The sequence below is a fragment of the Candidatus Dependentiae bacterium genome, from assembly GCA_018897535.1.
GTDB lineage: Bacteria > Babelota > Babeliae > Babelales > UASB340 > UASB340.
The window spans coordinates 1-20,252 of record JAHIKO010000019.1; the positions used below are offsets into that span (position 1 = coordinate 1).

A 20,252-nucleotide genomic window follows, 5' to 3' on the forward strand; every position below is an offset into this window, starting at 1 on the left:
ATTTTGGAATGTGAGCCTGTTAGTGGTTCTGAAAAGCTATTAAAGCTTTTGGTTGATATGGGAAAATTTGGAAAAAGACAAGTTCTTTCCGGAGTTGCACAATATTTTAAACCTCAAGATCTTGTTGGAAAACAAGGTATATACGTTGAAAACTTAAAGCCAAGAAAACTTATGGGAATGGAATCACAGGGAATGATGCTGTTTGCAAAAGACGAAAGTGATAAAATGCAAATGGTAACGGTAATGGAGAAAATAGAAAATGGAACACGAATATCATAGTTTTGTCTTTTTATATAAAATTAAAAAAGTATCACTATTTTTGTTTTTGTTTTTATTAGATGAAGAGTTTGTTAGTGCCGAAATTGAAGAAACAAAGCCCTATCAAATATTCGTTGAAGATAATTCCGGAAAACTGGGAAAAAATTTTAGCGATATATTTAATAATTAATTAGGAGAATGATGGTTAAGTTTGATGCAAAATTGCTAAAAAAAGATTTTCCAATTTTTCAAAATAAAAAAAATCTTGTTTATTTAGATAATGCAGCAACAACTCAAAAACCACGATCAGTCATTCAATCTATGGTAGATTTTTATGAAAATTATAATTCAAATGTACATAGATCGATTCATGAGTTGGGGGAAACCTCAACTTGTTTTTTTGAAAATTCAAGAGAAATAATTGCAAAATTTTTAAATGCAGAAAGTGAAGAAATAATTTTTACATCCGGTACAACCGAAGGTATAAATTTTATTGCTGATGCATGGGCAAGACAAAATATAAAAAAAGACGATTATATTGTTACAACACAAATAGAGCATCATGCAAATTTTTTGCCGTGGTTAAGAATTTGCAAAAATAATGGTGCTAAATTAAAATTCTTAGAGATTGATACAACAAATTTTTTTATTAAATTACCGGAAGCTAATTTTTGGGATAAAAAAATAAAACTTGTTTCAATTTCTGCAAGCTCTAATGTGCTTGGTGAAATCTGGAAAGAAAATCAACTTGAAAATATTATATCTATTGCACATGATATTGGGGCATTGGTTCTGCTTGATGCTTCTCAGCTTGCACCATACAAAAAAATAGACGTAAAAAAATTAAATATAGATTTTCTCGTACTATCCGGACATAAAATGTTAGGCCCTACAGGCATAGGTATTTTGTATATTAAAAAAAATTTGCATGATAAAGTTGAGCCATACAAAGTTGGTGGTTCAATGGTACAGGCAGCATCTTTTAATGATGCAATTTGGAAAGAAGCTCCATATAAATTTGAAGCCGGCACTCCGGCAATATCTCAAGCGATAGGTCTTGGTGCTGCTGTGAAATATTTAAATGAAAATGTTGATTTCAAAGAATTTGAAAAACACACGGCATATTTATCTTCTGTGTTAATTGATGGATTATTAAAAATAAAAGATATGAAAATTTGGGGTAATATCGAGCAAATCAAAAAAAGTGGTCATCTGGTAAGTTTTTCTTTGCCGGATATTCATGCGCATGATATTAGTGGTTTTTTAGGAGGCCTTAATATTTCAGTCCGCAGCGGACATCACTGTGCCCAGCCTTTGGCAAATATGCTTAATTTACAATCATCAGTACGAGCAAGTTTTTATATTTATAATACAGCGCAAGATGTTGAAATTTTTTTAGATAAATTAAATGAAACTGTAAATTTTTTTAGAAAGTAAAAAAATGAGTGATAATGTTTATCAAGAAAAATTGATGGAGCATTTTAAAAATTCCAAATATCGAAAAACAATTGAAAATCCTGATTTTTCAAGCGGACAACAGAATCCATCTTGTGGAGATAGTATTTTGATTGAGGGAAAATTTGAAAATAAAAATTCAGATCAATTAAAAATAAAAGAGTTAGGCTTTTCAGGTTCCGGATGTGTTGTAAGTCAAGCATCAGCATCAATGTTGTTACAAAGTTGTATTGGGAAAACACCTGAAGAAATATTAAATATTGGAAAAGATGATATTGTAAAACTTGTTGGTATTCCATTGGGACCAAATAGAATTAAGTGTGCTTTACTGTCATTAGAAGCTTTAAAAGCAGCTTTTAAAAAAAATTAAAACGGGGTAAAAAATATGTTTGAGATTCAAATTACAGAAAAAAAATTTTGGGAAAACGAAGTTGAAGGTTATGTTTTTTTATTAAAAGAAGGTCTTTATTCAATTAATTTGCAAAGTGATTTTGAGCATGTTGAAAAAGATTTTTATCCAAACTTAAGAGAAATTTTGAAAAAACATAAATTTACCGGAAAAAAGGGCGATTTATTCGTTTTGACTGCAAATAAAGATAATAAATTAATACAATTAATTTTTGTTGGTCTTGGCAAGTTGGATACTTTATGGAATTATGAACTTGAAAATTTAAGGCGAGCAATTGGATCAATTGTTTTAAAATTAAAAGAACTGGAAATTAAAGATACGGTAATTTGTCTGCCTGAAGATGACAAGCCTTTTGGTCTTATACGAGATAGACTAATAAGACAAATTGTTATTGCAGCAATTATGGCTGACTATGAATTTATAAAATTTAAATCCGATAAAATTAATGAACTAGGCTTTACAGGAAAACTTTTACTTTATGCCGGTCAAAAACAAGAACAAACTTTTGCAATTGGATTGCAGGAAGGTATTGTAATCGGCAATGCTACAAATTTTACAAGAAATTTAGCAGATCTCCCGGCAAATTATTTAACACCTAAAGCTTTGGCACAAGAAGCAAAAAATTTAGCAGATGAATACGATCTGGAATGTAAAGTTTTAGAAAAAAAAGATGCTGAAAAACTTTCAATGGGTGGATTTTTGGCTGTAAGCTCAGGATCCGATAATGAACCTCAGTTTGTTGTTTTAGAATATAATTCTGATAAAAAAAATATTCCAACAATTGCTTTAGTTGGTAAGGGCGTAACATTTGATTCCGGTGGAATAAGTTTAAAACCTTCGGATTATATGACCGGAATGAAATTTGATATGTCCGGAGCCGCAGCTGTTTATGGTGCTATGAAAATTATTGCACAATTAAAACCGAACGTTCATGTTGTTGCAATAACTCCACTTGTTGAAAATATGCCAAGTGGTAAAGCTTGCAGACAAGATGATATTATTAGATTTTTAAACGGTAAAACTGCTGAAATAAAAAATACTGATGCCGAAGGTCGACTAATTTTGGCAGATGCTCTTTCTTATGCAGAAAAATTTTATAATCCGGAAGTGATTATTGATATTGCAACTTTGACAGGTGCTTGTCTTTATGCTTTGGGACATTTTTTTACGGGTCTTATGACTAGAAATGATGATATTGGTACAAAACTTCAAGCTGTTGGTCTTGTTACAGGTGATAGAGTTTGGCCGCTGCCTATGGATGAAGATTTTAAAGATGCTATTAAATCTGAAGTTGCGGATATTGCAAATACAGGTGCTGCAAATTACAAAGCAGGTACGATTACAGCTTCTTGGTTTTTGAAAAATTTTGTAGAAAAATCAAAATGGGCTCATTTGGATATCGCAGGAACTGCAGATGGCGTTCCCGGTGTTAGTTATATTGGAAAGGGCGCATCAGGTGCAGGCGTTAGATTGCTTTCTGAATTTGTTTTAAATTATAATAAAAAGTAGCCTAATATAGGGCCTAAAATTTAATTTTTTAATCAAAATATATAATTTTTTTAAACATATTAAATTTTAGGCCTTTTGACACAAAATTTAATATGTTTATTCTAATAAGTAGTTAATTTATTGTTTTTGTTAATAGTTAAGGGGTTTATCGTGTTAAATTTACGCGATTATTTTACAGATGAAAATCTATCAATGAGTGCAGGTCTATTTGCATGCTCATTGAACCTTTCTGTTTTTTCAAAAACATTCTTCTGGCCTTGGCGCCAATAATCTATTTTTTTCAAATTTATATATTTTAAAAGTTTTTATTAAATAAAGTCTTAAATCTTTTTGAGATTTTATTTTGTCTATTTATATATTTTAAAAAATTAATTAATTAAGAAAGATAATTATATGAAAAAGTTGAATTATATACTTTTAAGTTTATTGTTATTATTTTTTTGCAAAGTTAACCCAGCAGTTATTTATAGACTTGCAAATGAGCAAGATGCTGAAAATATTTTGAATATTTATGATAATTTTTCAAAAGAAGATAAAAATAAATTATTGGTTTTTCCAAAAAGAGAAATTCAAAAAAAAGTAATTTTAAAAAATATAGAAAATAAATTTTTGTTCGTTGTTATTGATACTGATACGCAAGAAATTATTGCATTTTTAAAATTATGCATTTTGGGTGAAAATGAAATATTAGAGATATTAAAAAATGAACTTTGTTTTAGTTTAGAGTCAAATATAGTATCTGTTAATATTTTCAAAGATAAATTAAATAAATATGATTTTAAAAATTATTTATATGCCGATCAAAAAATAAATAATATTTTAAAAAATAGTTCTAAAGATTGTCTATATATATATCATGGTGCTGCATATACCTGCCCGGAATATAGGGGTAGAGGCCATTCTACAAATTTATTAAAGTTTGCATTTGAAGATATTAAAAATAATTTTTTATTTAAAACAACTATCGTTTTGTTATATGGCCAGGTTATAGCAAACTTAAATAATTCTTATATGATTAGCGTTTTTGCTGATTGTGTTAGTAATTATTTTGAATCTAAAATAGTAAATATTTTACACTTACAATCTATAGCCTATAAGCCCGAATTTGATGAAGATGGAGCTCTTAAATTATATAAAGACGAATTGCATGAAGGGCGTGGTAATATGGTTATCTGTTTTTTGGGAGATAATTAACATGAATTTTTTTTCAAAAAATATAGTTATTAAAAATTTACAAGATTATATTTTATTACTTTTAGGTTGTTTTCTTATTGCAATAAGTTTTAATTTATTTTTATTACCAAATAATATAGCCTCTGGAGGAATTCCCGGATTATCTATTGTTCTTAATAAAATATTTGGTATAAATACGGCATATTTGCAATTTTATATTAATATTCCATTGTTTATTATTGGATTATTTCGTATGGGGCCGAATTTTTTATTAAAAACTATAATTGGTTCATTTGCAATTCCTGAATTTATACTTTTAACGCAAAAAGTTTTGCCTATGACAAATAATGTTTTAATTGCAGCGATCTTAGGTGGAATTGGAACAGGTGTCGGGCTTTATTTTATTGTGACAAGTAACTCAGCAGTTTGTGGATTTACTTTATTATCAAAAATTTTGCATGAATATACGAAAATAAAGTTTTCAATACTTATAATGTTTTTAAACTTTTTTGTTATAGCGTTTGCAGTTATTATTATAGGTTTTTTGCCGGCTGTTTTTGCTTTTTTATCTTTGCTTATTACAAGTATGGCAATAGAGCTTTCGCAAAATATTTCAAATTTTTTAAATAAAATTTATAACTTTAAAAAATTGGGGTAATTATGAATATGCAAAATTTATTAAAATTAATTAGTGCCTTGGTTGCTTTTAAAACTGTTTATTTAAATAATCAAGAATTTAATAATTGCTTTGATTATATAAAATTTTTTTTTAGTAAAAGTGATTTATATATAAAAGAATATGAATTTAATGGTTCAAAATCTTTGATTGTATCTAATTCTGAATCTAAAAATTTAGATGTAATTTTTTGTGGTCATATAGATGTTGTTCCCGCACAAGACACGCTTTTTTATGTTAAACAAGATGGCGATATTTTGCGTGGCAGGGGAGTGTCCGATATGAAAGGTCAAGTTGCGGTTATGATGCAACTTATGCTTGAATGCTTCGCTATTTCAGACACTGATCCGGGATCTAAAAATGTGAAAAAAACAAATAATATAAATAAAAAAGTTGCTTTATTTTTAACATCAGATGAAGAACGAGGTGGGTTTGATGGCGTAAATAGATTATTAAACGATTTAAATTATTCGGCAAAAGTTGCAATAGTTCCGGATGGTGGATTTAATTTTTCATTAGTTGAGCAAGCAAAGGGTGTTTTGCAAATAAAAATTACACAAAAAGGTAAGGGTGCTCATTCATCAGAATTATATTTGGGTGAAAATGCAATATTAAAACTTTTGGATATGTATAAAAAAATTATTTCCATTTATGTGTTGCCAAAAAATTCTCTTGATTATAAAACTTCAGCCAATTTGTCAAAAATTGAAGGGGGTGACTCTTTAAATAGAGTACCGGATTCAGCATCAATTTTTCTTGATATACGATATACACCAGATCAAAATATGAATGATATTTTACATGCTATAAAAAATATAGAAAAAGAAATAGATGTTGAAATATTGGCGCATGGAAATGCTTTTAAAATAGATAAAAATAACGAATTTATTCGAAATTTTTTATCTATTTCCGGGGATATTTTACGTAGGGATATAGATATTATAAACTGTAATACGGCTTCAGATGGAAGATTTTTTACTCAAAAGAATATTCCATGTATAATAATGAACCCCATTGGGGGAGGTATTCATAGTGACGAAGAGTTTGTATATTTAAATAGTTTGATTTTGTTGAAAAATATTTACAAAAAATATTTAGAAAAAGTATGAGAGCTTTATGAATTTTAATAATTTTTTTCCGTGGATAGCACAAATTATATTCTTTTTGGGGCTTTTGCCTCAAATTAGGCTTAATCTTAATCGAAAATCAACCAAAGGTTTGAGCGATTTTTTATTTATAGGCTATTTTTATGGTTATAGTTTTTACATGTTTTATGTTTTTTGTCTTAATTTGCCACTTGCTCATAAGATTATGGTGCCGCTTGCATTTTTTGCTGTTTTAACATTAGTTTTTCAAAGATTTTATTACTCTGAATCAAAAGATTTAGGTCTTAAAATTTTCTTTATATTTAGTATTTTGTTTTTTATATTTTTATTATTTTTATCTATAAAAAACAGCTTATTTCTTGGACACGCTTCCGGTTGGGTAATGATGCTGATTTGGGCAATTTATCAAATTCCTCAATTATTAAAAAATTATCAAAATAGATCTATAAAAGGTCTTAGTTTTGGATTGGTTTCTATGATTGGTTTTGGTAATTTTGTTGAATTTATAGTAGCTCTTTTTTTGGGGTTACCGCCGCAAACTTATCTGAATAATTTAAATGGTATTTTTGTATATTTGATTTATTTGGTACAGTTTATTAAATTTAAATAATTAAAAAATTACTAAAAACCATTTATTTAAAAGTAAAATATTAAAAAATAAAAAAACTTGTTTTTAAATATGGATAAATTTTATACTACCATTGTGAGGGGGAAAATTTTTAGGGAAGTAAAAGTTGTCTTGGGGGGCCAAAGTGACTAACGCTTCATTATTGACAACCATAATCACTTGGGTTGTCAATATTTTCTTTGTTCTTGCCGTGTGGCCTCAGGTTTATTTAAACTACAAAAATAAATCAATAAGAGGCTTGAGTGACCTCTATATAATGTTTTATTTTGACGGTTATGTTTTCAATGTGTTATACATGTTCTCTTTAAATTTTCATTTAGCTTATAAAATTAGATCGGCTTTGGCATTATTTGTAATATCTATTTTGGTTTATCAAAGATTTTTATATGGTCGTGATAGCTTGAATACAAAAATAAAAAATATGTATTTCTATAATTTTTTATTTTTAATTTTTGTATCTTCTATTTTGACTTTAAATCCAATTATTGCCGGCCATATTATTGGTTGGGCTTTGGTTATTCTTTGGAGCGTATATCAAATACCTCAGTTATTAAAGATAAAAGAGACTAAATCTGTTGAAGGGTTTAGCTTTTTTTTAGTATCTTTTGTAGGAATTGGAAATATGATTGATTGGTTTGCTGCATATTTATTGAATCTTCCATTGCAAACGCACTTGATTGCATCCAGAGGTGTGCTAGTATATTTCATATTTATTTTTCAATTTTGGAATTATAAATTTAAACATAACTATATTTTACATAAACCGGAATTTTTACCTTTGGAAGTTAAGCAAGATTAAGCATGCTTTTAAGCAAAATATTTTTAGCGAATTTTTTAATTATTGTTTCTAATTTGTTTTTTATTTCGAGCCTTATACCGCAAATTTTATTGAATTATAAAATAAAATCTACAAATGGACTTAGTACTGTTTTTATTTTGACACTACTAAATTCCGGTTATTTTTATCTTATTTATAGCTTTGCAAACAATTTACCTATTGGTTATAAAATGGTTAATATAATCTATACGTTTTTAGCTTGTTTGATTATGTTTCAACGTTTTAAATATTCTCAGAATAATTGGGATAAAGATATAAAAATTTTTTCTATTTTTATTCTTAATATATTTTTTCTGGTTCTTATTGGATATTTAATATATTTTAAATTTTTCTCTTACGCTTATTTGATTGGATGGATTCCTGTAGGAATTGGCTTTTGGAAAAAATTACCGCAAATATTTAAAATTTACAGGAATAAGTCAGTACATGGTTTTAGTTTTTATTTTATTTTAATATCTCTTAGCGCCAATTTTTGTGAAATTTTGGCTAATCTTTTTTTAAAAATACCAATACCTCTAATTGTGAACAATTTTCGCGGAATTTTGATAAATTTAGTGTTTTTGGGGCAATTTTTTATCTATCGAAACAATCAAAATTAACTATTTTTTCAAAATTTACAGATTTTTTATTGTTTTTTATTGCAAATATAATTCTATTTGTAATATACTATATTTAGATATTATAAAGTTTTTAAATTTTATTGAGGAGTATTTTATGAATAAGATTAGTAAAAATATTTTTATGTTACTGTTTGTTTTTGGCACTCTTGATTTTAGTGCAAAATCGCAAGTTGCAGATATAACTCAACCGGATGAGACTGCTGCGATTAATAATGCTGTTGATTTGGCCAAAGATATAGATCAAGATACAGATAAAAAGCCGGAAATTAACTCGGGTGATGTTTCGGTTGATCAACAATCTGCAGATGTTTTTGCTGATATAAAAGATACTCAGCCTGAATCTGAGACTGAAATAAAGATTGAAGAAACTGAAGAAAAAACTGAAGATACAGCTGCTACTTCTGAGTTGTCAACTCAAGAGTTAGCAACTCAAGAGTTAAAAACTCAGGAGTTAAAAGAATCTGAAAAGGCTGTTGATGAGTTAATAAAGAAAGATACCATGCCTCAGGTTGAAGAAGAGTCTAATGCTCAAGATGAAAAGACAACAATTAAGTATGAAGAAGTTACTGTTGAGGGTGGAAAATCTAACGTTACAAATGAAAAAATTGAAAATATAGAAAATAAACTTGATAAATTATCAGATAAGATTGATGAATTAAGTGAGAAAATTGAGTCATTAAAAAATAAGTCTGAATAATTCTAAAAAATTATTTTATTAAAGACAAATAATTAAGGGATGTTACATTAACTTGTAACATCCCTTAATTATTTTAGGTGTTTTTATGCTTAATAAAAATAGTCTTTTAATAGAATTTAAAAAAGTTTCAGAAAAGCTTTTTCCTAATTTGGCTTATGAGTCTGATATAGCACAAAAAACTTGGGACAAAATTTCCAATCAAGATAATTTTAAAGAAAAGGTTGAGTTATCAAAAAGTAGTTTTCTGTTGCCATTTTGGCAAAATAATTTAGCTGAAATTTTTAATGTTAATAAAATTGAAACAGATTATTCTGTTATTGCAATCGATGGATCCCAAATTTATCCTGACAGAAACATATCCGGAGCCGGATGTTTTTTAATAAATATTGGTGGGTGTAGTATAAAATATTCTGATAAAAGTGAAGTTAAATTTTATTCAGAACCTAAACTTTTTTTAACACAAGAACTTATTGATCAAAATGAGAAAATTTCTTTTTCTCAAGATTTGGTAGATTTTAAGCGTGAAGAATTAGAGCTTTTGCGTTTGCTTGAGATATCTGTAGAAAACAATATTGATTTATCATTAGTTGATGGAACTGTAATTTTTTGGCCATTGGAAGGCAAAACAGATGAAGTTAAAAATTATTTTTTAAATTTATATATAAACATTTTGAATAAATTTTATGAACAAAATAAGCTAATTGCAGGAGTTATAAGTTTTCCAAAGAGCCGCGAGCTTGTAAATCTTATAAAGCTTGGATTGTGCCGATTCGATTATGCAGAATGCATATCATGTCACAGAATTTATAACGATTTTCCATGTAAAATTGTTGATAGTTTAATAGATTCACAGGTTACAAAATTTTTTTTACCAAAAAATTATCGATCAACTATTTTTTTTAGTAAATCTAAAATTGTAGATTCTTATCCGGAGCATCTAAAACCATGTTTTTTTTATTTAAATACGGAAAAAGAGATTATTCGTGTTGAAACTTTTTCATGGATTGCAAATGATAGAAGTAAACTTGATTTTATTGCATCTATTGCTCTTGATCAGGTTGAAAAGGGGATGGGTTATCCGGTAGTTTTGGCTCAAGCTCATGAAGCTGCAGTTGTTAAAGGCCCTGATCGTGAGTTTTTTTATTATCTTTTGCAGCGGCAAGCTATGGAACAAAATAAAAGAATTTTTTATTCTCAAAAGAGTCTTAAGAAAAAGGGAATAGCTATATAAAATTTTATTTTTTATTTATTAAAATAAATGCTTGAAAAAAAACATAATAGGTATAAATTTATTGCGGATAAGGCTTTTTCTAGATGTTTTTAAATATTTGATAAATATATCATCAAGGAGATTTTTATATGAAAAAAATATTTTTATCGATTTTTTGTTTGGTTAGCTTTTTTAAAGTGCAAGCAATTTCTTTTGATGAAAAATTTGTGCGTGTGTTTATAATAGATCCGGAAAAATCGATTACGGATGTAAAAAATATTTATTCGAATGTTCTTGGTAAAATTGTAGAAAAGGATGCTTCGATTATTTATAAATTAAAAAGGAATCTTAAAAGTTTTGATAATGGTTATGAGGTTAAATTTGAAAAAATTACAGAATATTTTAAAAAAATTATAGGATATTTATCAGTACTACCAGAACATGCAATTATTATAAAAAGACTTGAAGATTTAATTAAATGTTTTACGGTGTCATATTATCTTATTGAAAATGGTATGGATAAGAAAAGTGTTGATAAAATTTTGAATTCAAATCAAAATTTAAATGAGATAGTTGCTGAAACTATTTTGGGATTACAAAAATTTGAGGATAAACCTTAAGAAAAATAAATTTAAAATAAAGTTTTTATACCACTGGATTATCCAGTGGTATATTTTTTTATATCAAATACAATATATTATAAAAATAATAGAATATTTTGGGGTAGGAATAACTATTTTGGAATTTTAAATGTTTATTGCAAAAGATTTAAATTTAAATTTTGGTTCGCAGGTAATATTTGATAATATTTCATTTACATTAAATACAGACCAGCGAATAGGCCTTGTTGGACGAAATGGTGCCGGTAAAACGACATTGCTTTCAATAATAGCCGGTCAAAGCGGTTTTGATTCCGGTTTTGTAGAAACACAAAAAGATAAAAAAATGGCGTACTTGCCACAAAACGTTGTCTTAGTTTCTGAAAAATCAATATTTATTGAATGTCTTAACAGTTTTAATAATAATCTTGGCGATTTAATTTATGAATTTTGGGAATTAGAAAAACAACTTGAAAATAACGATACAAAAATAGTTGAGCGTTATGCCGAGTTACACCATAAACTTGATGAATTTGATTATCAAAAAAAGATTCTTGAATCCAAAAATATTTTATTAGGTTTGGGATTTGTAGAAAAAGATCTTGAAAATTTAGTCTCAACGCTCTCTGTGGGTTGGAAAATGCGTTTGGTTTTGGCAAAACTATTATTGCAAAAAGCTGACTTTTATTTACTTGACGAACCTACAAATCATTTGGATTTGACAGCCAAAGATTGGTTTTTAAGCTTTTTAAAAAATTCAAATTTTGGATTTATGCTCGTTTCTCATGATAAATATTTTTTAGACAAATTATGCACTCAAATTTATGAATTATCACTTGGTAACCTTAATATTTACACTGGAAATTATTCAAGCTATTTAATTCAAAAACAAGAACGAGAAGAATTACTGGAAAAAAAATATATAGAACAACAAAAATTTTTGAAAAAAGAAATGGCCGTTATCGATCGGTTCAGAGCAAGTGCCACAAAATCCAGTATGGCGCAAAGCAAGTTAAAGGCGTTAGAAAAAATTGAAATTATAAAACTTGAACCGGGACAAAAAACAGTTCGAATAAATTTTGGTGAAATAAAAAAAAGTGGAAAAATAGGCTTGATTGTAAAAAAATTATCAAAATATTTTGGTGAGAAAAAAATATTTGAAAATGCTTCATTTGAAATTGAAAGAGGCGAAAAGGTTGCAATTGTAGCTCCAAATGGACAAGGTAAATCAACTTTATTAAATGTAATTATGTCGAAATTAAAAGCAGATTCCGGTTCATTTGAATTTGGATATAATACTTTCCCGGCATTTTTTGAGCAAGATCAAAATAAATCTTTAAATCCTAAAAATGATATTTTGACTGAAGTCGAGTCTGCTTGCAAGACTACAGAGCAACGCCAAAAAGTAAGAGCTTATTTGGGTGCATTTTTGTTTTCAGGACAAGATGTTGAAAAATATATTTCAGTTCTCAGTGGCGGTGAAAAAAACAGAGTGGCAATGGTAAAAGTTTTATTGGCAGATGCAAATTTTTTAATTTTAGACGAGCCAACAAACCACTTGGATATTCAATCCAAAGAAGTTTTATTACAAGTTCTAAAAGATTATTCGGGAACTATTTTATTTGTTTCTCACGATCGAGATTTTTTAAATAATTTGGCAACTTCTATAATAGAATTAAAACAAGATTCCAGCTATAAATATAAAGGAAATTACGACGCTTTCTTGGTTCAAAAGAATGCTCAAAGAGAGATTTTACATGATGCTCAAGTTATTGAATCTAAAGCAAAAGAAGCTTCTCAAAATTTGTTAGTTCGTAATTTAAACAGTAATTCCGGTGTTACAGATTATGAAAAAAGAAAAAAAATTAGAAATTTAGAATCTAAAATAGATAAACTTGAAAAAGAGCTTGAAGAATTGACCAAAAAATTTGAAGATTTAGAATACGGTTCTCAGGAATATAACCATACTTTTGATAGCATGAATAAAATAGAAAAAGAGCTAAATGAAAATCTTGCGTTTTGGGAATCTTTGATATAGCTTAACTGTAAAATTGTATTTTAAAAAAGGAGAATCTATGAAAAATTTTAAAATTACTCTGTTTTTAGCTACTAGCATATTTTTAGGGAATAATTTAACTGCAATGAATGATCTTCCTGAAGGAGTTGATGAAGAAATAACCAATTTTGAAGATAGCACGCGAGCAAATGATATGCTAAGCAAAGCCCAAAGATTTAAAAAACAAACTGATAGTATTAAACGTGATATGAAAAAAGAAAATGCAAAAATATTATGTACCTCTTGTGGAGCTGTTGCTTCATATTGTACATGTCTTGGCGTTGTGGGTGCTTTAATTTATTGGCTGGTTAATTAATTTTTAATTAAACGTTAAATCTTATTAAAAGCAAGTCGCCATCTTTTACAATATAATCTTTACCTTCAGTCCGCATTTTACCGGTATCTCGAAGTTTTGCTTCGCTTCCGGCTTCTATAATATCTGTGTAGTTATAAATAACAGCGCAAATGAAACCTCTTTCCAAATCAGAATGAATTTCTCCGGCAGCTTGCGGGACTTTTGTATTTTGACGCAAACTCCAAGCGTGAGCTTCTTTTGGCCCGCATGTAAAAAATGTAATGAGACCTAAATTTTTATAAGTAAGTCTTATAATTTTGTCCAATCCGGATTCTTCAATATCTAAAGATTCAAGCATTTCTTTTTTATCTTCATCTGATAATAAAGATAGCTCAGATTCAATTTTTGCAGATATAGCTATAACTTTATCGGTGCCAAATTTTTCTACTAATTTTTTATAATGTTCATTATTTAGATAGTTTTTGTTTTGTAAATCATCTTCAGAAATATTTGCAACTATTATAAAATTTTTGGCACTTAAAAGATCAACTGTTTTTATATTATTTAGAGCATATTCTTTTACGGTTTTTTGAACTGCGTAAAAATCTCCTGAACCTATAAATTTTTTAATTTTTAAGACTAGCTCAAGTTCCTGCTCAAGCTCTTTTACCTGAGCCGGTGTGAAATTTTTATTTTTTGCACTTTTTAGTAAAGAGTTTAATTTTTCTTCTTTTTTTTCTAACGATTCTAAATCTTTTAACATTAATTCAGAAGTGATTACTTCAAAATCATCTATTGGGTCAAGGTGATCGTGAACATGTATTACATTTTTATCTTCAAAACAACGCAATACATGAATTATTAGATCTACCCCCATAATATTTGATAAAAATTGGTTTCCAAGCCCTTCACCTGTTGCAGCACCTTTTACAAGTCCTGCAATATCGCAAAATTGCACATTGGTAGGTATAATTTTTTGAGAGCCAAATATTTGTGCCAATTTTTCCAATCTTTTATCAGGTACATTTGTTATTGCAACGTGTGGATCTATGGTGCAAAATGGATAATTTTCGGCAGGAATGCCTGCTTTTGTAAGTGCATTAAAAAGTGTTGATTTACCAACGTTTGGAAGTCCAACTAAACCTGCTTGAATTGCCATTTTTACCTCTTATTTATAATTTTTATATTTTCTAAGTATAAAAAATATTGATTTTTTTGCAAAAAAACGTAATATATAAGTTCGTTTTGGGGTATCTTTTTTAATAAACACACAAAATTTTTGGAGTTTTATGAAAATTTTAATAAAAACTATATGTTTTTATGTATTTTTAGCGTTTTTTGTTGGTTTTGGTGTAAATTGTATGGATCGTTCAAAAAGTGCTATTAATGATCCGGATGATGGTGAAGCTACAATTCTTAAACGAATTTTTAAAAATATGAGTAAAAAAGAATTTGATGAAATTACAAGATCTGCATCTATTCCTAATTTTAAAAAAATTAAATCTAAAAAATCCGGTCTTAAAACGGAATCAGAATCATATGAAATTGATTTAATGCATTCATTTGATTAATATATAAATAAAAAAGAGTGTTTTTTGCTTAAAAACACTCTTTTTTATTTATATATGTATTTCCATTTGTAAATACCTTTTCGTATGTCATAATTTACTTAGTGTTTAATTTAGTTAAATATAAATGGAGATTTTATGAAATTTTTTGACAAAAAAGCGATATTTTTGATTTTAGGCTTTTTTTGCATATTAAATTTATCAGCGCTTAATAATCTTGGTAACGATTTTATAACTGCAACAGAACTTTTAGAGCGAAGAGAGCAACAAGAGCAACAAAGAGCGTTTAATTTAGAACTTAGACAAGTTTTTTTGGGACAAATCAATGTTGATCAAGATTTGTTTGACTTTGAGTTTAGAGCTTTGGGACGTATTAATTTTACAGATCAAGATTTGGCAAGATTGGTTTTTTTCTCAGAACAGTATCGACAAAATGTGTTGCAGAATGATCGAGCATTGTCTTTTACTTGGAATACTTGGTGGTTTAGAGTTCAAGGTAATCAATGGTTGACTCTAAATCGGGTTATGCAGGACTTAGAGTTAGATTATTTAGATAATGTAGCTCTGGTAATAGAAAGATATGATCAGGGTACAAGGTTATTAAATCTTTCAAATTTTAATTTAAATTCAAGGCAACTGGAAGTTTTGGTTCCGTATATCCAACGTTTAATTGTGCGTGGGTTACAGAATCTTGATTTAAGTGGTAATAGAATAACATATTTGCCTGGAAATTTTGGTGAATTAAACGGATTGATAAGAATAAATTTATCTAATAATAATTTGAATTATTTAAATAGAAATTTTAGAAATAGAATATTTATGCAACATGATAACTCTTTGGAATTGTTGGCAAATATTAATACATTACAATCTTTGGACTTGTCAGACAACGTAAATTTGCAATTTATACCGTGGAATTTAGGAAATGTTAGACGAATAGATATTTCAAATACGAGAATAAATATTTTGCCACGTTTAATAAATATAAGAAATATTATTCAATTAAATGATTAAATTAAAAAATATAAATGGGGGTTTTATGAAAATTTTAAATATAAAAATAGTTTTTTTTGTCTCTGCGCTAGCTATTTTTGGCAATGCTTTTGCTATGGATAATATGAAAGAATTACTAAAAATAAGTAAAAAATGGGAAGAGAAACAAAAAAAATTTGAATCATTTTATAGATTGAATACTGAAACTGAAGAAAAAACTACTGAAGATAAAACTAATGAAAAAAATAACAAAACAAAAAAAAGTAGGTTTGAAAGTGTTCAAGATGAGCAAAAACCAAAAACTACTATAGATGAGATTTTAAATAGAAAAAATAGATTTGCTAAAAAAGAAGAATCTTTTGATCTAGAACTACTTGACCCTAAAAAAGTAAAAAAATGGAAAGATTAAAAAGATTAACTTAAAGCTTGGTGGGGTATTTTATGAAATTTAATAAAAAATTATTAATACTGCTTTTTATGACAAGTGTTACAAGTTTTAATTGCTTTAGCATGTCTGATGATGAAAATTATTCTTCAAGCGAAATTGAAGACGAGCCTTCAATGGATGAAGAGTTAATTGTTAAAAATAGTGCATATACGCAAAATATTATTCAAAGAATTAAAAACGATTTGATTGATGCCCAATTTAAACTACAGTTTCAAGATAGAGTTTTTGATCCGAAATATGATTGGATTGGGAATAAAGAGTTTGAATTGGAGTCTATTCATAGAATGCGTCCTGGAGATTTGGGAACACAATTGAAGTCTAATGAATTTGCAGATCAAGTTTATGATGAATCGTTTGATGGTTTTCAAGATATGGATATATTATTTAGATTTTTTTGTGAAAAATTTTCAATTATTATGCCTGAATATCAACAAAATTTAGAAGATCAAGATTTCAATACTCTTGAAGATTATGTTGATCATTTAATATCTAGAATGGTTGTTTATTTGACTAATAATTTAGGCGAATATCCTGAATTATTTAAGTATTCAAACGAATTTCACGAGAGATGGTGCTTTTTATTTGTTTATTTGGAAAATGAGGCTTTAAAATATGGAGATAAATTTAAAGAATTGTTTCCTGCAAGTCATTTAAATAGATATATATTTAAGCAACACATAACTGAAGCAATAATAAATGTAGAAAAATTATATAAGCAAATTGAAGATTTTAGACAGTATTTTTATGTTAAAAAAATTAAATTTTAAAAATGATATGGTTTTTTTAAAAATTTAAATTGAGGTTATATGAAAATTAATAAAAAAACATTTGGATTTATATTTTTGGAATTTTTTACGATTTCTATAATTGGTGCAATGAATAGTTCTGAAAATGAAAAACAAAATTTTGAACGTAGAAAAAAAATAAGTAATGTTGGGAAAATTGTTAAAGATAGCAGATTCACAGTGAGTACTGATATTGATGAAATTGAAAAACGTAAAAAAACTTTTTATAAAACAGATGAGCAAGGTTTAAGTAAAACATGGCCTGAATATGCCAAAGATTCTTTATCAAGCGATGATGAAGAATGTCCGGAAGAATGTAAAAATTATTTGGAAATGTTTAATAAAATAAAAAAACAGATGGATGAAAAAATAGAAGATAATGGCTTAAATAATGATTTAGCGGTACCTGAAAACCAATCGTTTTTTTTAAACAACTGTGAAGATGAAGAGCTTGATGAAAAGGAAAAAAGAAGACGAATTCTTGGTTGTAAACCGCGAAAAGAATTTTGTGAAGATAGTGATTCGGATTAATTTTAATTTGAATTAGTTTAAATATAATTTATATGTGTTATTACAGGAGTTTTTATGAATAATATAAAAAAATTAGGTTTATTATTGTTGATAGGTTTTATTTTGACCGGTGAATCTTTTTCTATGGATCCTGAAAAAAATTCTAAAAAAGATTTTTATTATACTTTTGGGCTTACAAATGATCCAGAAGAAGCTTATCGTTCTTTAAGTCGTTTGTTTATAGAAGAATTTGGTGGTGAAGTAGATTCAAGCTTAGAAGATTCAGATATGGATGAAAATAACGAAAAAGATAATTAAATAAAAATTAATTAAGATTTTATAATTTTATAAAAGAAAAGGGGCAGCGCGTTTTACTGCCTCTTTTCTTTTGTCTATAATAAACACAGAGTTTGGGGTGTTTATTAAATATTAAAATAACTAAAACTAAATTTTAAAATTATAATTATGATTAAATTTTTTATACAAACATACGGTTGCCAAGCAAATGTTGCAGATTCTCAAGCAATTGCCAATTTCTTAAAAGATTTGGATTGTGAACAAGTATTTTTTCAAGAATCTGCAGATATAATTATTATAAATACGTGTGCTATTCGAGATAAGGCCGAGCAAAAAATATATTCTTATATTGGTCGGCTTGCAAAGCTTAGAAAACAAAATAATTTTTTAAAAATAGTTATAGTTGGTTGCATAGCAAGCTATAAAAAGAAAGATTTTTATTCAAGATTTCCATTTATAACATTTGTTAATGGGGCTAGAGATGATAAAAATTTATTACAAGAAAAGTTTGCAGATATAATTATGTCTATTCAGACTAGTAAACAAATACACAAATTAACTGAGCCTGTTGCTTTGAATAAAAATACTGGTATTGCTAAATTTAAAAATTTCAATTTAAAATTGGGTGGTCTTAAAGTTGAAAATAAACACTCAATACAATCTTTTATCAATATAATGACCGGGTGCAATAACTTTTGTACATATTGTATTGTGCCTTTTACAAGAGGTAGAGAAGTCAGTTATTTGGCAAATGATATTTTAGAAAAAATAAAATTTGATATTTCTATTGGAGCGAAAGAAATTATTTTATTAGGCCAAAATGTTAATTCATACAAATGCCCTGAAACAGAAATAAATTTTGCTGGGTTATTAAAAAAAGTAGCCTTATTGCCAGGAAACTTTTGGATACGATTTATGAGTCCTAATCCAAAAGATATGACATTGGATGTAATTAAAGTTATGGCTGAATATAGCGATAAAATTTGTGGTTTTGTACACCATCCGGTGCAATCGGGATCAAATAAAATTCTAGAGCTTATGAATAGATCTTATACTGTAGAAAAATATTTGGAACAGATTGATTGGATTAAAAAGTATTTGCCAAAAGCGACTATTTCAACAGATATAATTGTGGGCTTTCCTGGGGAAAATGAACAAGATTTTATTGCAACTTTAGAACTTATTAAAACTGTTAATTTTGATAACGTTTACTCGTTTATATTTTCGCCGCGCAAATATACAAAAGCAGCTTTAATGCAAGATAATCTTAGTTATCAAGAGAAGCAGCAACGGCTAGATCATCTACAGAAAGTTCAAATAGATATAGCTAAAAATAAAAATGAAGCCTACATTGGTAAAGTAGTAAAATGTTTAGTTGAAAAACCGGCAGTTAATGGTATGCTTTTAGCAAGATCGGCAGGAAATCATACAGTCTTATTTAATGGCGGCTATGAATTGATAAATTCTTTTGTTGACGTTAACATAGAAACTGCGGGTGCGACAAATTTAACTGGATCTTTGATAGATAAGTGTTAAGGCGGCATAGCCAAGTGGTAAGGCAGCGGTCTGCAAAACCGTTATCCCCGGTTCAATTCCGGGTGCCGCCTCCAGTCTTCGCTCTAATGAGATACGACCGGCAGGCTAGCATGGTAATTAAGATAAATTATAATAAGCGATAGTTAGCGAAGACTGCCCGTCGAAGCCTTGGCGAAGTCGGGCTATGCACTATTAATTAAAAAAAATATTGCCAATATTTAAAAAATATACATAATATTAAATGTTTAATGCGTGCCGTGGTGGCGGAATTGGTAGACGCAAGGGACTTAAAATCCCTCGGGTTTTAAACCTGTGCCGGTTCGACTCCGGCCCTCGGCACCAGCCGTCGCTGCTGCGCAGCTATGGCTGGTAGGCCAGCTAGTTAACTCTAACGGGCTTCCGTCGACGCATAAAGCTATGACGGACAAGACGACTGGCGGGCCAGCTTGACACATATAGTATAAAATTGTGTCGACAAGATATTTGGTAGATCAGATTTAAAATTGGTCTGAGCATTAATAAATTTTACAAAAATCTTGACAAAAACTTTAATTATAAATAAACATCAGAGATATATCTACAAAAG

General features: G+C 28.1%; 24 protein-coding genes and 2 tRNA genes. 25 read left to right on the forward strand and 1 reads right to left on the reverse strand.

All coding sequences use genetic code 11. The features are described from left to right. The 16 genes from KKE07_00880 to KKE07_00955 all read left to right on the forward strand — a co-directional run. On the forward strand, positions 1–279 hold a 279-nt coding region (locus KKE07_00880), incomplete at its 5' end, for a methionine--tRNA ligase (protein MBU4269417.1). Beyond that, positions 260–448: a hypothetical protein gene (locus KKE07_00885; GenBank protein MBU4269418.1), complete on the forward strand. Its 189-nt coding sequence runs from the start codon at positions 260–262 to the stop codon at positions 446–448. The genes KKE07_00880 and KKE07_00885, both read left to right, overlap by 20 nt. 11 nt (positions 449–459) lie before the next feature. After that, positions 460–1,695, forward strand: coding sequence for a cysteine desulfurase (locus KKE07_00890; protein ID MBU4269419.1), 1,236 nt, complete (start codon positions 460–462; stop codon positions 1,693–1,695). Between the two features lie 4 nt (positions 1,696–1,699). Further along, entirely contained in the window at positions 1,700–2,083 is a 384-nt protein-coding gene (locus KKE07_00895; protein ID MBU4269420.1) for an iron-sulfur cluster assembly scaffold protein, read from the forward strand. Between the two features lie 15 nt (positions 2,084–2,098). Next, positions 2,099–3,631, forward strand: a complete 1,533-nt coding sequence (locus KKE07_00900; protein ID MBU4269421.1) for a leucyl aminopeptidase — start codon at positions 2,099–2,101, stop codon at positions 3,629–3,631. Between the two features lie 393 nt (positions 3,632–4,024). Beyond that, positions 4,025–4,825 (forward strand): hypothetical protein, encoded by an 801-nt coding sequence (locus KKE07_00905; GenBank protein MBU4269422.1) that lies wholly within the window; start codon positions 4,025–4,027, stop codon positions 4,823–4,825. Position 4,826: 1 nt separating this feature from the next. Next, positions 4,827–5,462, forward strand: coding sequence for a YitT family protein (locus tag KKE07_00910; protein MBU4269423.1), 636 nt, complete (start codon positions 4,827–4,829; stop codon positions 5,460–5,462). Between the two features lie 2 nt (positions 5,463–5,464). Further along, positions 5,465–6,589 (forward strand): M20/M25/M40 family metallo-hydrolase, encoded by a 1,125-nt coding sequence (locus KKE07_00915; protein MBU4269424.1) that lies wholly within the window; start codon positions 5,465–5,467, stop codon positions 6,587–6,589. 7 nt (positions 6,590–6,596) lie between these two features. After that, the gene (locus KKE07_00920; protein MBU4269425.1) at positions 6,597–7,196 is read left to right on the forward strand and encodes a PQ-loop repeat-containing protein; all 600 of its coding nucleotides are present in this window, start codon (positions 6,597–6,599) and stop codon (positions 7,194–7,196) included. 142 nt (positions 7,197–7,338) lie between these two features. After that, positions 7,339–8,013, forward strand: a complete 675-nt coding sequence (locus tag KKE07_00925; GenBank protein ID MBU4269426.1) for a PQ-loop repeat-containing protein — start codon at positions 7,339–7,341, stop codon at positions 8,011–8,013. 2 nt (positions 8,014–8,015) lie between these two features. Further along, complete coding sequence (locus KKE07_00930) at positions 8,016–8,651, forward strand: PQ-loop repeat-containing protein (GenBank protein MBU4269427.1); 636 nt, start codon at positions 8,016–8,018, stop codon at positions 8,649–8,651. Between the two features lie 115 nt (positions 8,652–8,766). Then, positions 8,767–9,369: a hypothetical protein gene (locus KKE07_00935; GenBank protein MBU4269428.1), complete on the forward strand. Its 603-nt coding sequence runs from the start codon at positions 8,767–8,769 to the stop codon at positions 9,367–9,369. Positions 9,370–9,454: 85 nt separating this feature from the next. Continuing rightward, positions 9,455–10,600 (forward strand): DNA double-strand break repair nuclease NurA, encoded by a 1,146-nt coding sequence (locus KKE07_00940; GenBank protein MBU4269429.1) that lies wholly within the window; start codon positions 9,455–9,457, stop codon positions 10,598–10,600. 128 nt (positions 10,601–10,728) lie between these two features. After that, the gene (locus KKE07_00945; GenBank protein ID MBU4269430.1) at positions 10,729–11,199 is read left to right on the forward strand and encodes a hypothetical protein; all 471 of its coding nucleotides are present in this window, start codon (positions 10,729–10,731) and stop codon (positions 11,197–11,199) included. A 130-nt stretch (positions 11,200–11,329) separates the two neighbouring features. After that, complete coding sequence (locus KKE07_00950; protein MBU4269431.1) at positions 11,330–13,216, forward strand: ATP-binding cassette domain-containing protein; 1,887 nt, start codon at positions 11,330–11,332, stop codon at positions 13,214–13,216. Between the two features lie 37 nt (positions 13,217–13,253). Then, entirely contained in the window at positions 13,254–13,550 is a 297-nt protein-coding gene (locus KKE07_00955) for a hypothetical protein (GenBank protein MBU4269432.1), read from the forward strand. Between the two features lie 7 nt (positions 13,551–13,557). Here the strand turns inward: KKE07_00955 and ychF are convergent, their stop codons facing one another. Further along, on the reverse strand, positions 13,558–14,682 hold the full coding sequence (gene ychF / locus KKE07_00960; protein MBU4269433.1) for a redox-regulated ATPase YchF: 1,125 nt from the start codon (positions 14,680–14,682) through the stop codon (positions 13,558–13,560). Between the two features lie 136 nt (positions 14,683–14,818). Between ychF and KKE07_00965 the strand changes: the two genes are divergently transcribed. From KKE07_00965 to KKE07_01005, 9 genes are all read left to right on the forward strand, one after another. Then, on the forward strand, positions 14,819–15,100 hold the full coding sequence (locus KKE07_00965; GenBank protein MBU4269434.1) for a hypothetical protein: 282 nt from the start codon (positions 14,819–14,821) through the stop codon (positions 15,098–15,100). 135 nt (positions 15,101–15,235) lie between these two features. Continuing rightward, positions 15,236–16,111, forward strand: a complete 876-nt coding sequence (locus KKE07_00970; GenBank protein MBU4269435.1) for a hypothetical protein — start codon at positions 15,236–15,238, stop codon at positions 16,109–16,111. Between the two features lie 25 nt (positions 16,112–16,136). Beyond that, positions 16,137–16,499, forward strand: coding sequence for a hypothetical protein (locus KKE07_00975; protein ID MBU4269436.1), 363 nt, complete (start codon positions 16,137–16,139; stop codon positions 16,497–16,499). A gap of 32 nt (positions 16,500–16,531) precedes the next feature. Continuing rightward, a complete protein-coding gene (locus tag KKE07_00980; GenBank protein MBU4269437.1) occupies positions 16,532–17,305 on the forward strand; it encodes a hypothetical protein in 774 nt (257 codons plus the stop codon). 39 nt (positions 17,306–17,344) lie between these two features. After that, positions 17,345–17,854, forward strand: a complete 510-nt coding sequence (locus KKE07_00985; protein ID MBU4269438.1) for a hypothetical protein — start codon at positions 17,345–17,347, stop codon at positions 17,852–17,854. A gap of 54 nt (positions 17,855–17,908) precedes the next feature. Then, on the forward strand, positions 17,909–18,151 hold the full coding sequence (locus KKE07_00990) for a hypothetical protein (protein ID MBU4269439.1): 243 nt from the start codon (positions 17,909–17,911) through the stop codon (positions 18,149–18,151). 147 nt (positions 18,152–18,298) lie between these two features. Further along, a complete protein-coding gene (gene miaB / locus KKE07_00995) occupies positions 18,299–19,666 on the forward strand; it encodes a tRNA (N6-isopentenyl adenosine(37)-C2)-methylthiotransferase MiaB (protein ID MBU4269440.1) in 1,368 nt (455 codons plus the stop codon). After that, positions 19,667–19,740, forward strand: a tRNA-Cys gene (locus tag KKE07_01000). A 180-nt stretch (positions 19,741–19,920) separates the two neighbouring features. Further along, positions 19,921–20,008: transfer RNA gene (locus KKE07_01005), tRNA-Leu, on the forward strand. The last annotated feature ends 244 nt before the right edge of the window (positions 20,009–20,252 follow it).

Bases quoted from the DNA above. Each gene is read 5' to 3' on its own strand.
- KKE07_00885 (MBU4269418.1), top strand. From the start codon at position 260: ATGGAACACGAATATCATAGTTTTGTCTTTTTATATAAAATTAAAAAA.
- KKE07_00890 (MBU4269419.1), top strand. From the start codon at position 460: ATGGTTAAGTTTGATGCAAAATTGCTAAAAAAAGATTTTCCAATTTTT.
- KKE07_00895 (MBU4269420.1), top strand. From the start codon at position 1,700: ATGAGTGATAATGTTTATCAAGAAAAATTGATGGAGCATTTTAAAAAT.
- KKE07_00900 (MBU4269421.1), top strand. From the start codon at position 2,099: ATGTTTGAGATTCAAATTACAGAAAAAAAATTTTGGGAAAACGAAGTT.
- KKE07_00905 (MBU4269422.1), top strand. From the start codon at position 4,025: ATGAAAAAGTTGAATTATATACTTTTAAGTTTATTGTTATTATTTTTT.
- KKE07_00910 (MBU4269423.1), top strand. From the start codon at position 4,827: ATGAATTTTTTTTCAAAAAATATAGTTATTAAAAATTTACAAGATTAT.
- KKE07_00915 (MBU4269424.1), top strand. From the start codon at position 5,465: ATGAATATGCAAAATTTATTAAAATTAATTAGTGCCTTGGTTGCTTTT.
- KKE07_00920 (MBU4269425.1), top strand. From the start codon at position 6,597: ATGAATTTTAATAATTTTTTTCCGTGGATAGCACAAATTATATTCTTT.
- KKE07_00930 (MBU4269427.1), top strand. From the start codon at position 8,016: ATGCTTTTAAGCAAAATATTTTTAGCGAATTTTTTAATTATTGTTTCT.
- KKE07_00935 (MBU4269428.1), top strand. From the start codon at position 8,767: ATGAATAAGATTAGTAAAAATATTTTTATGTTACTGTTTGTTTTTGGC.
- KKE07_00940 (MBU4269429.1), top strand. From the start codon at position 9,455: ATGCTTAATAAAAATAGTCTTTTAATAGAATTTAAAAAAGTTTCAGAA.
- KKE07_00945 (MBU4269430.1), top strand. From the start codon at position 10,729: ATGAAAAAAATATTTTTATCGATTTTTTGTTTGGTTAGCTTTTTTAAA.
- KKE07_00950 (MBU4269431.1), top strand. From the start codon at position 11,330: ATGTTTATTGCAAAAGATTTAAATTTAAATTTTGGTTCGCAGGTAATA.
- KKE07_00955 (MBU4269432.1), top strand. From the start codon at position 13,254: ATGAAAAATTTTAAAATTACTCTGTTTTTAGCTACTAGCATATTTTTA.
- KKE07_00965 (MBU4269434.1), top strand. From the start codon at position 14,819: ATGAAAATTTTAATAAAAACTATATGTTTTTATGTATTTTTAGCGTTT.
- KKE07_00970 (MBU4269435.1), top strand. From the start codon at position 15,236: ATGAAATTTTTTGACAAAAAAGCGATATTTTTGATTTTAGGCTTTTTT.
- KKE07_00975 (MBU4269436.1), top strand. From the start codon at position 16,137: ATGAAAATTTTAAATATAAAAATAGTTTTTTTTGTCTCTGCGCTAGCT.
- KKE07_00980 (MBU4269437.1), top strand. From the start codon at position 16,532: ATGAAATTTAATAAAAAATTATTAATACTGCTTTTTATGACAAGTGTT.
- KKE07_00985 (MBU4269438.1), top strand. From the start codon at position 17,345: ATGAAAATTAATAAAAAAACATTTGGATTTATATTTTTGGAATTTTTT.
- KKE07_00990 (MBU4269439.1), top strand. From the start codon at position 17,909: ATGAATAATATAAAAAAATTAGGTTTATTATTGTTGATAGGTTTTATT.
- miaB (MBU4269440.1), top strand. From the start codon at position 18,299: ATGATTAAATTTTTTATACAAACATACGGTTGCCAAGCAAATGTTGCA.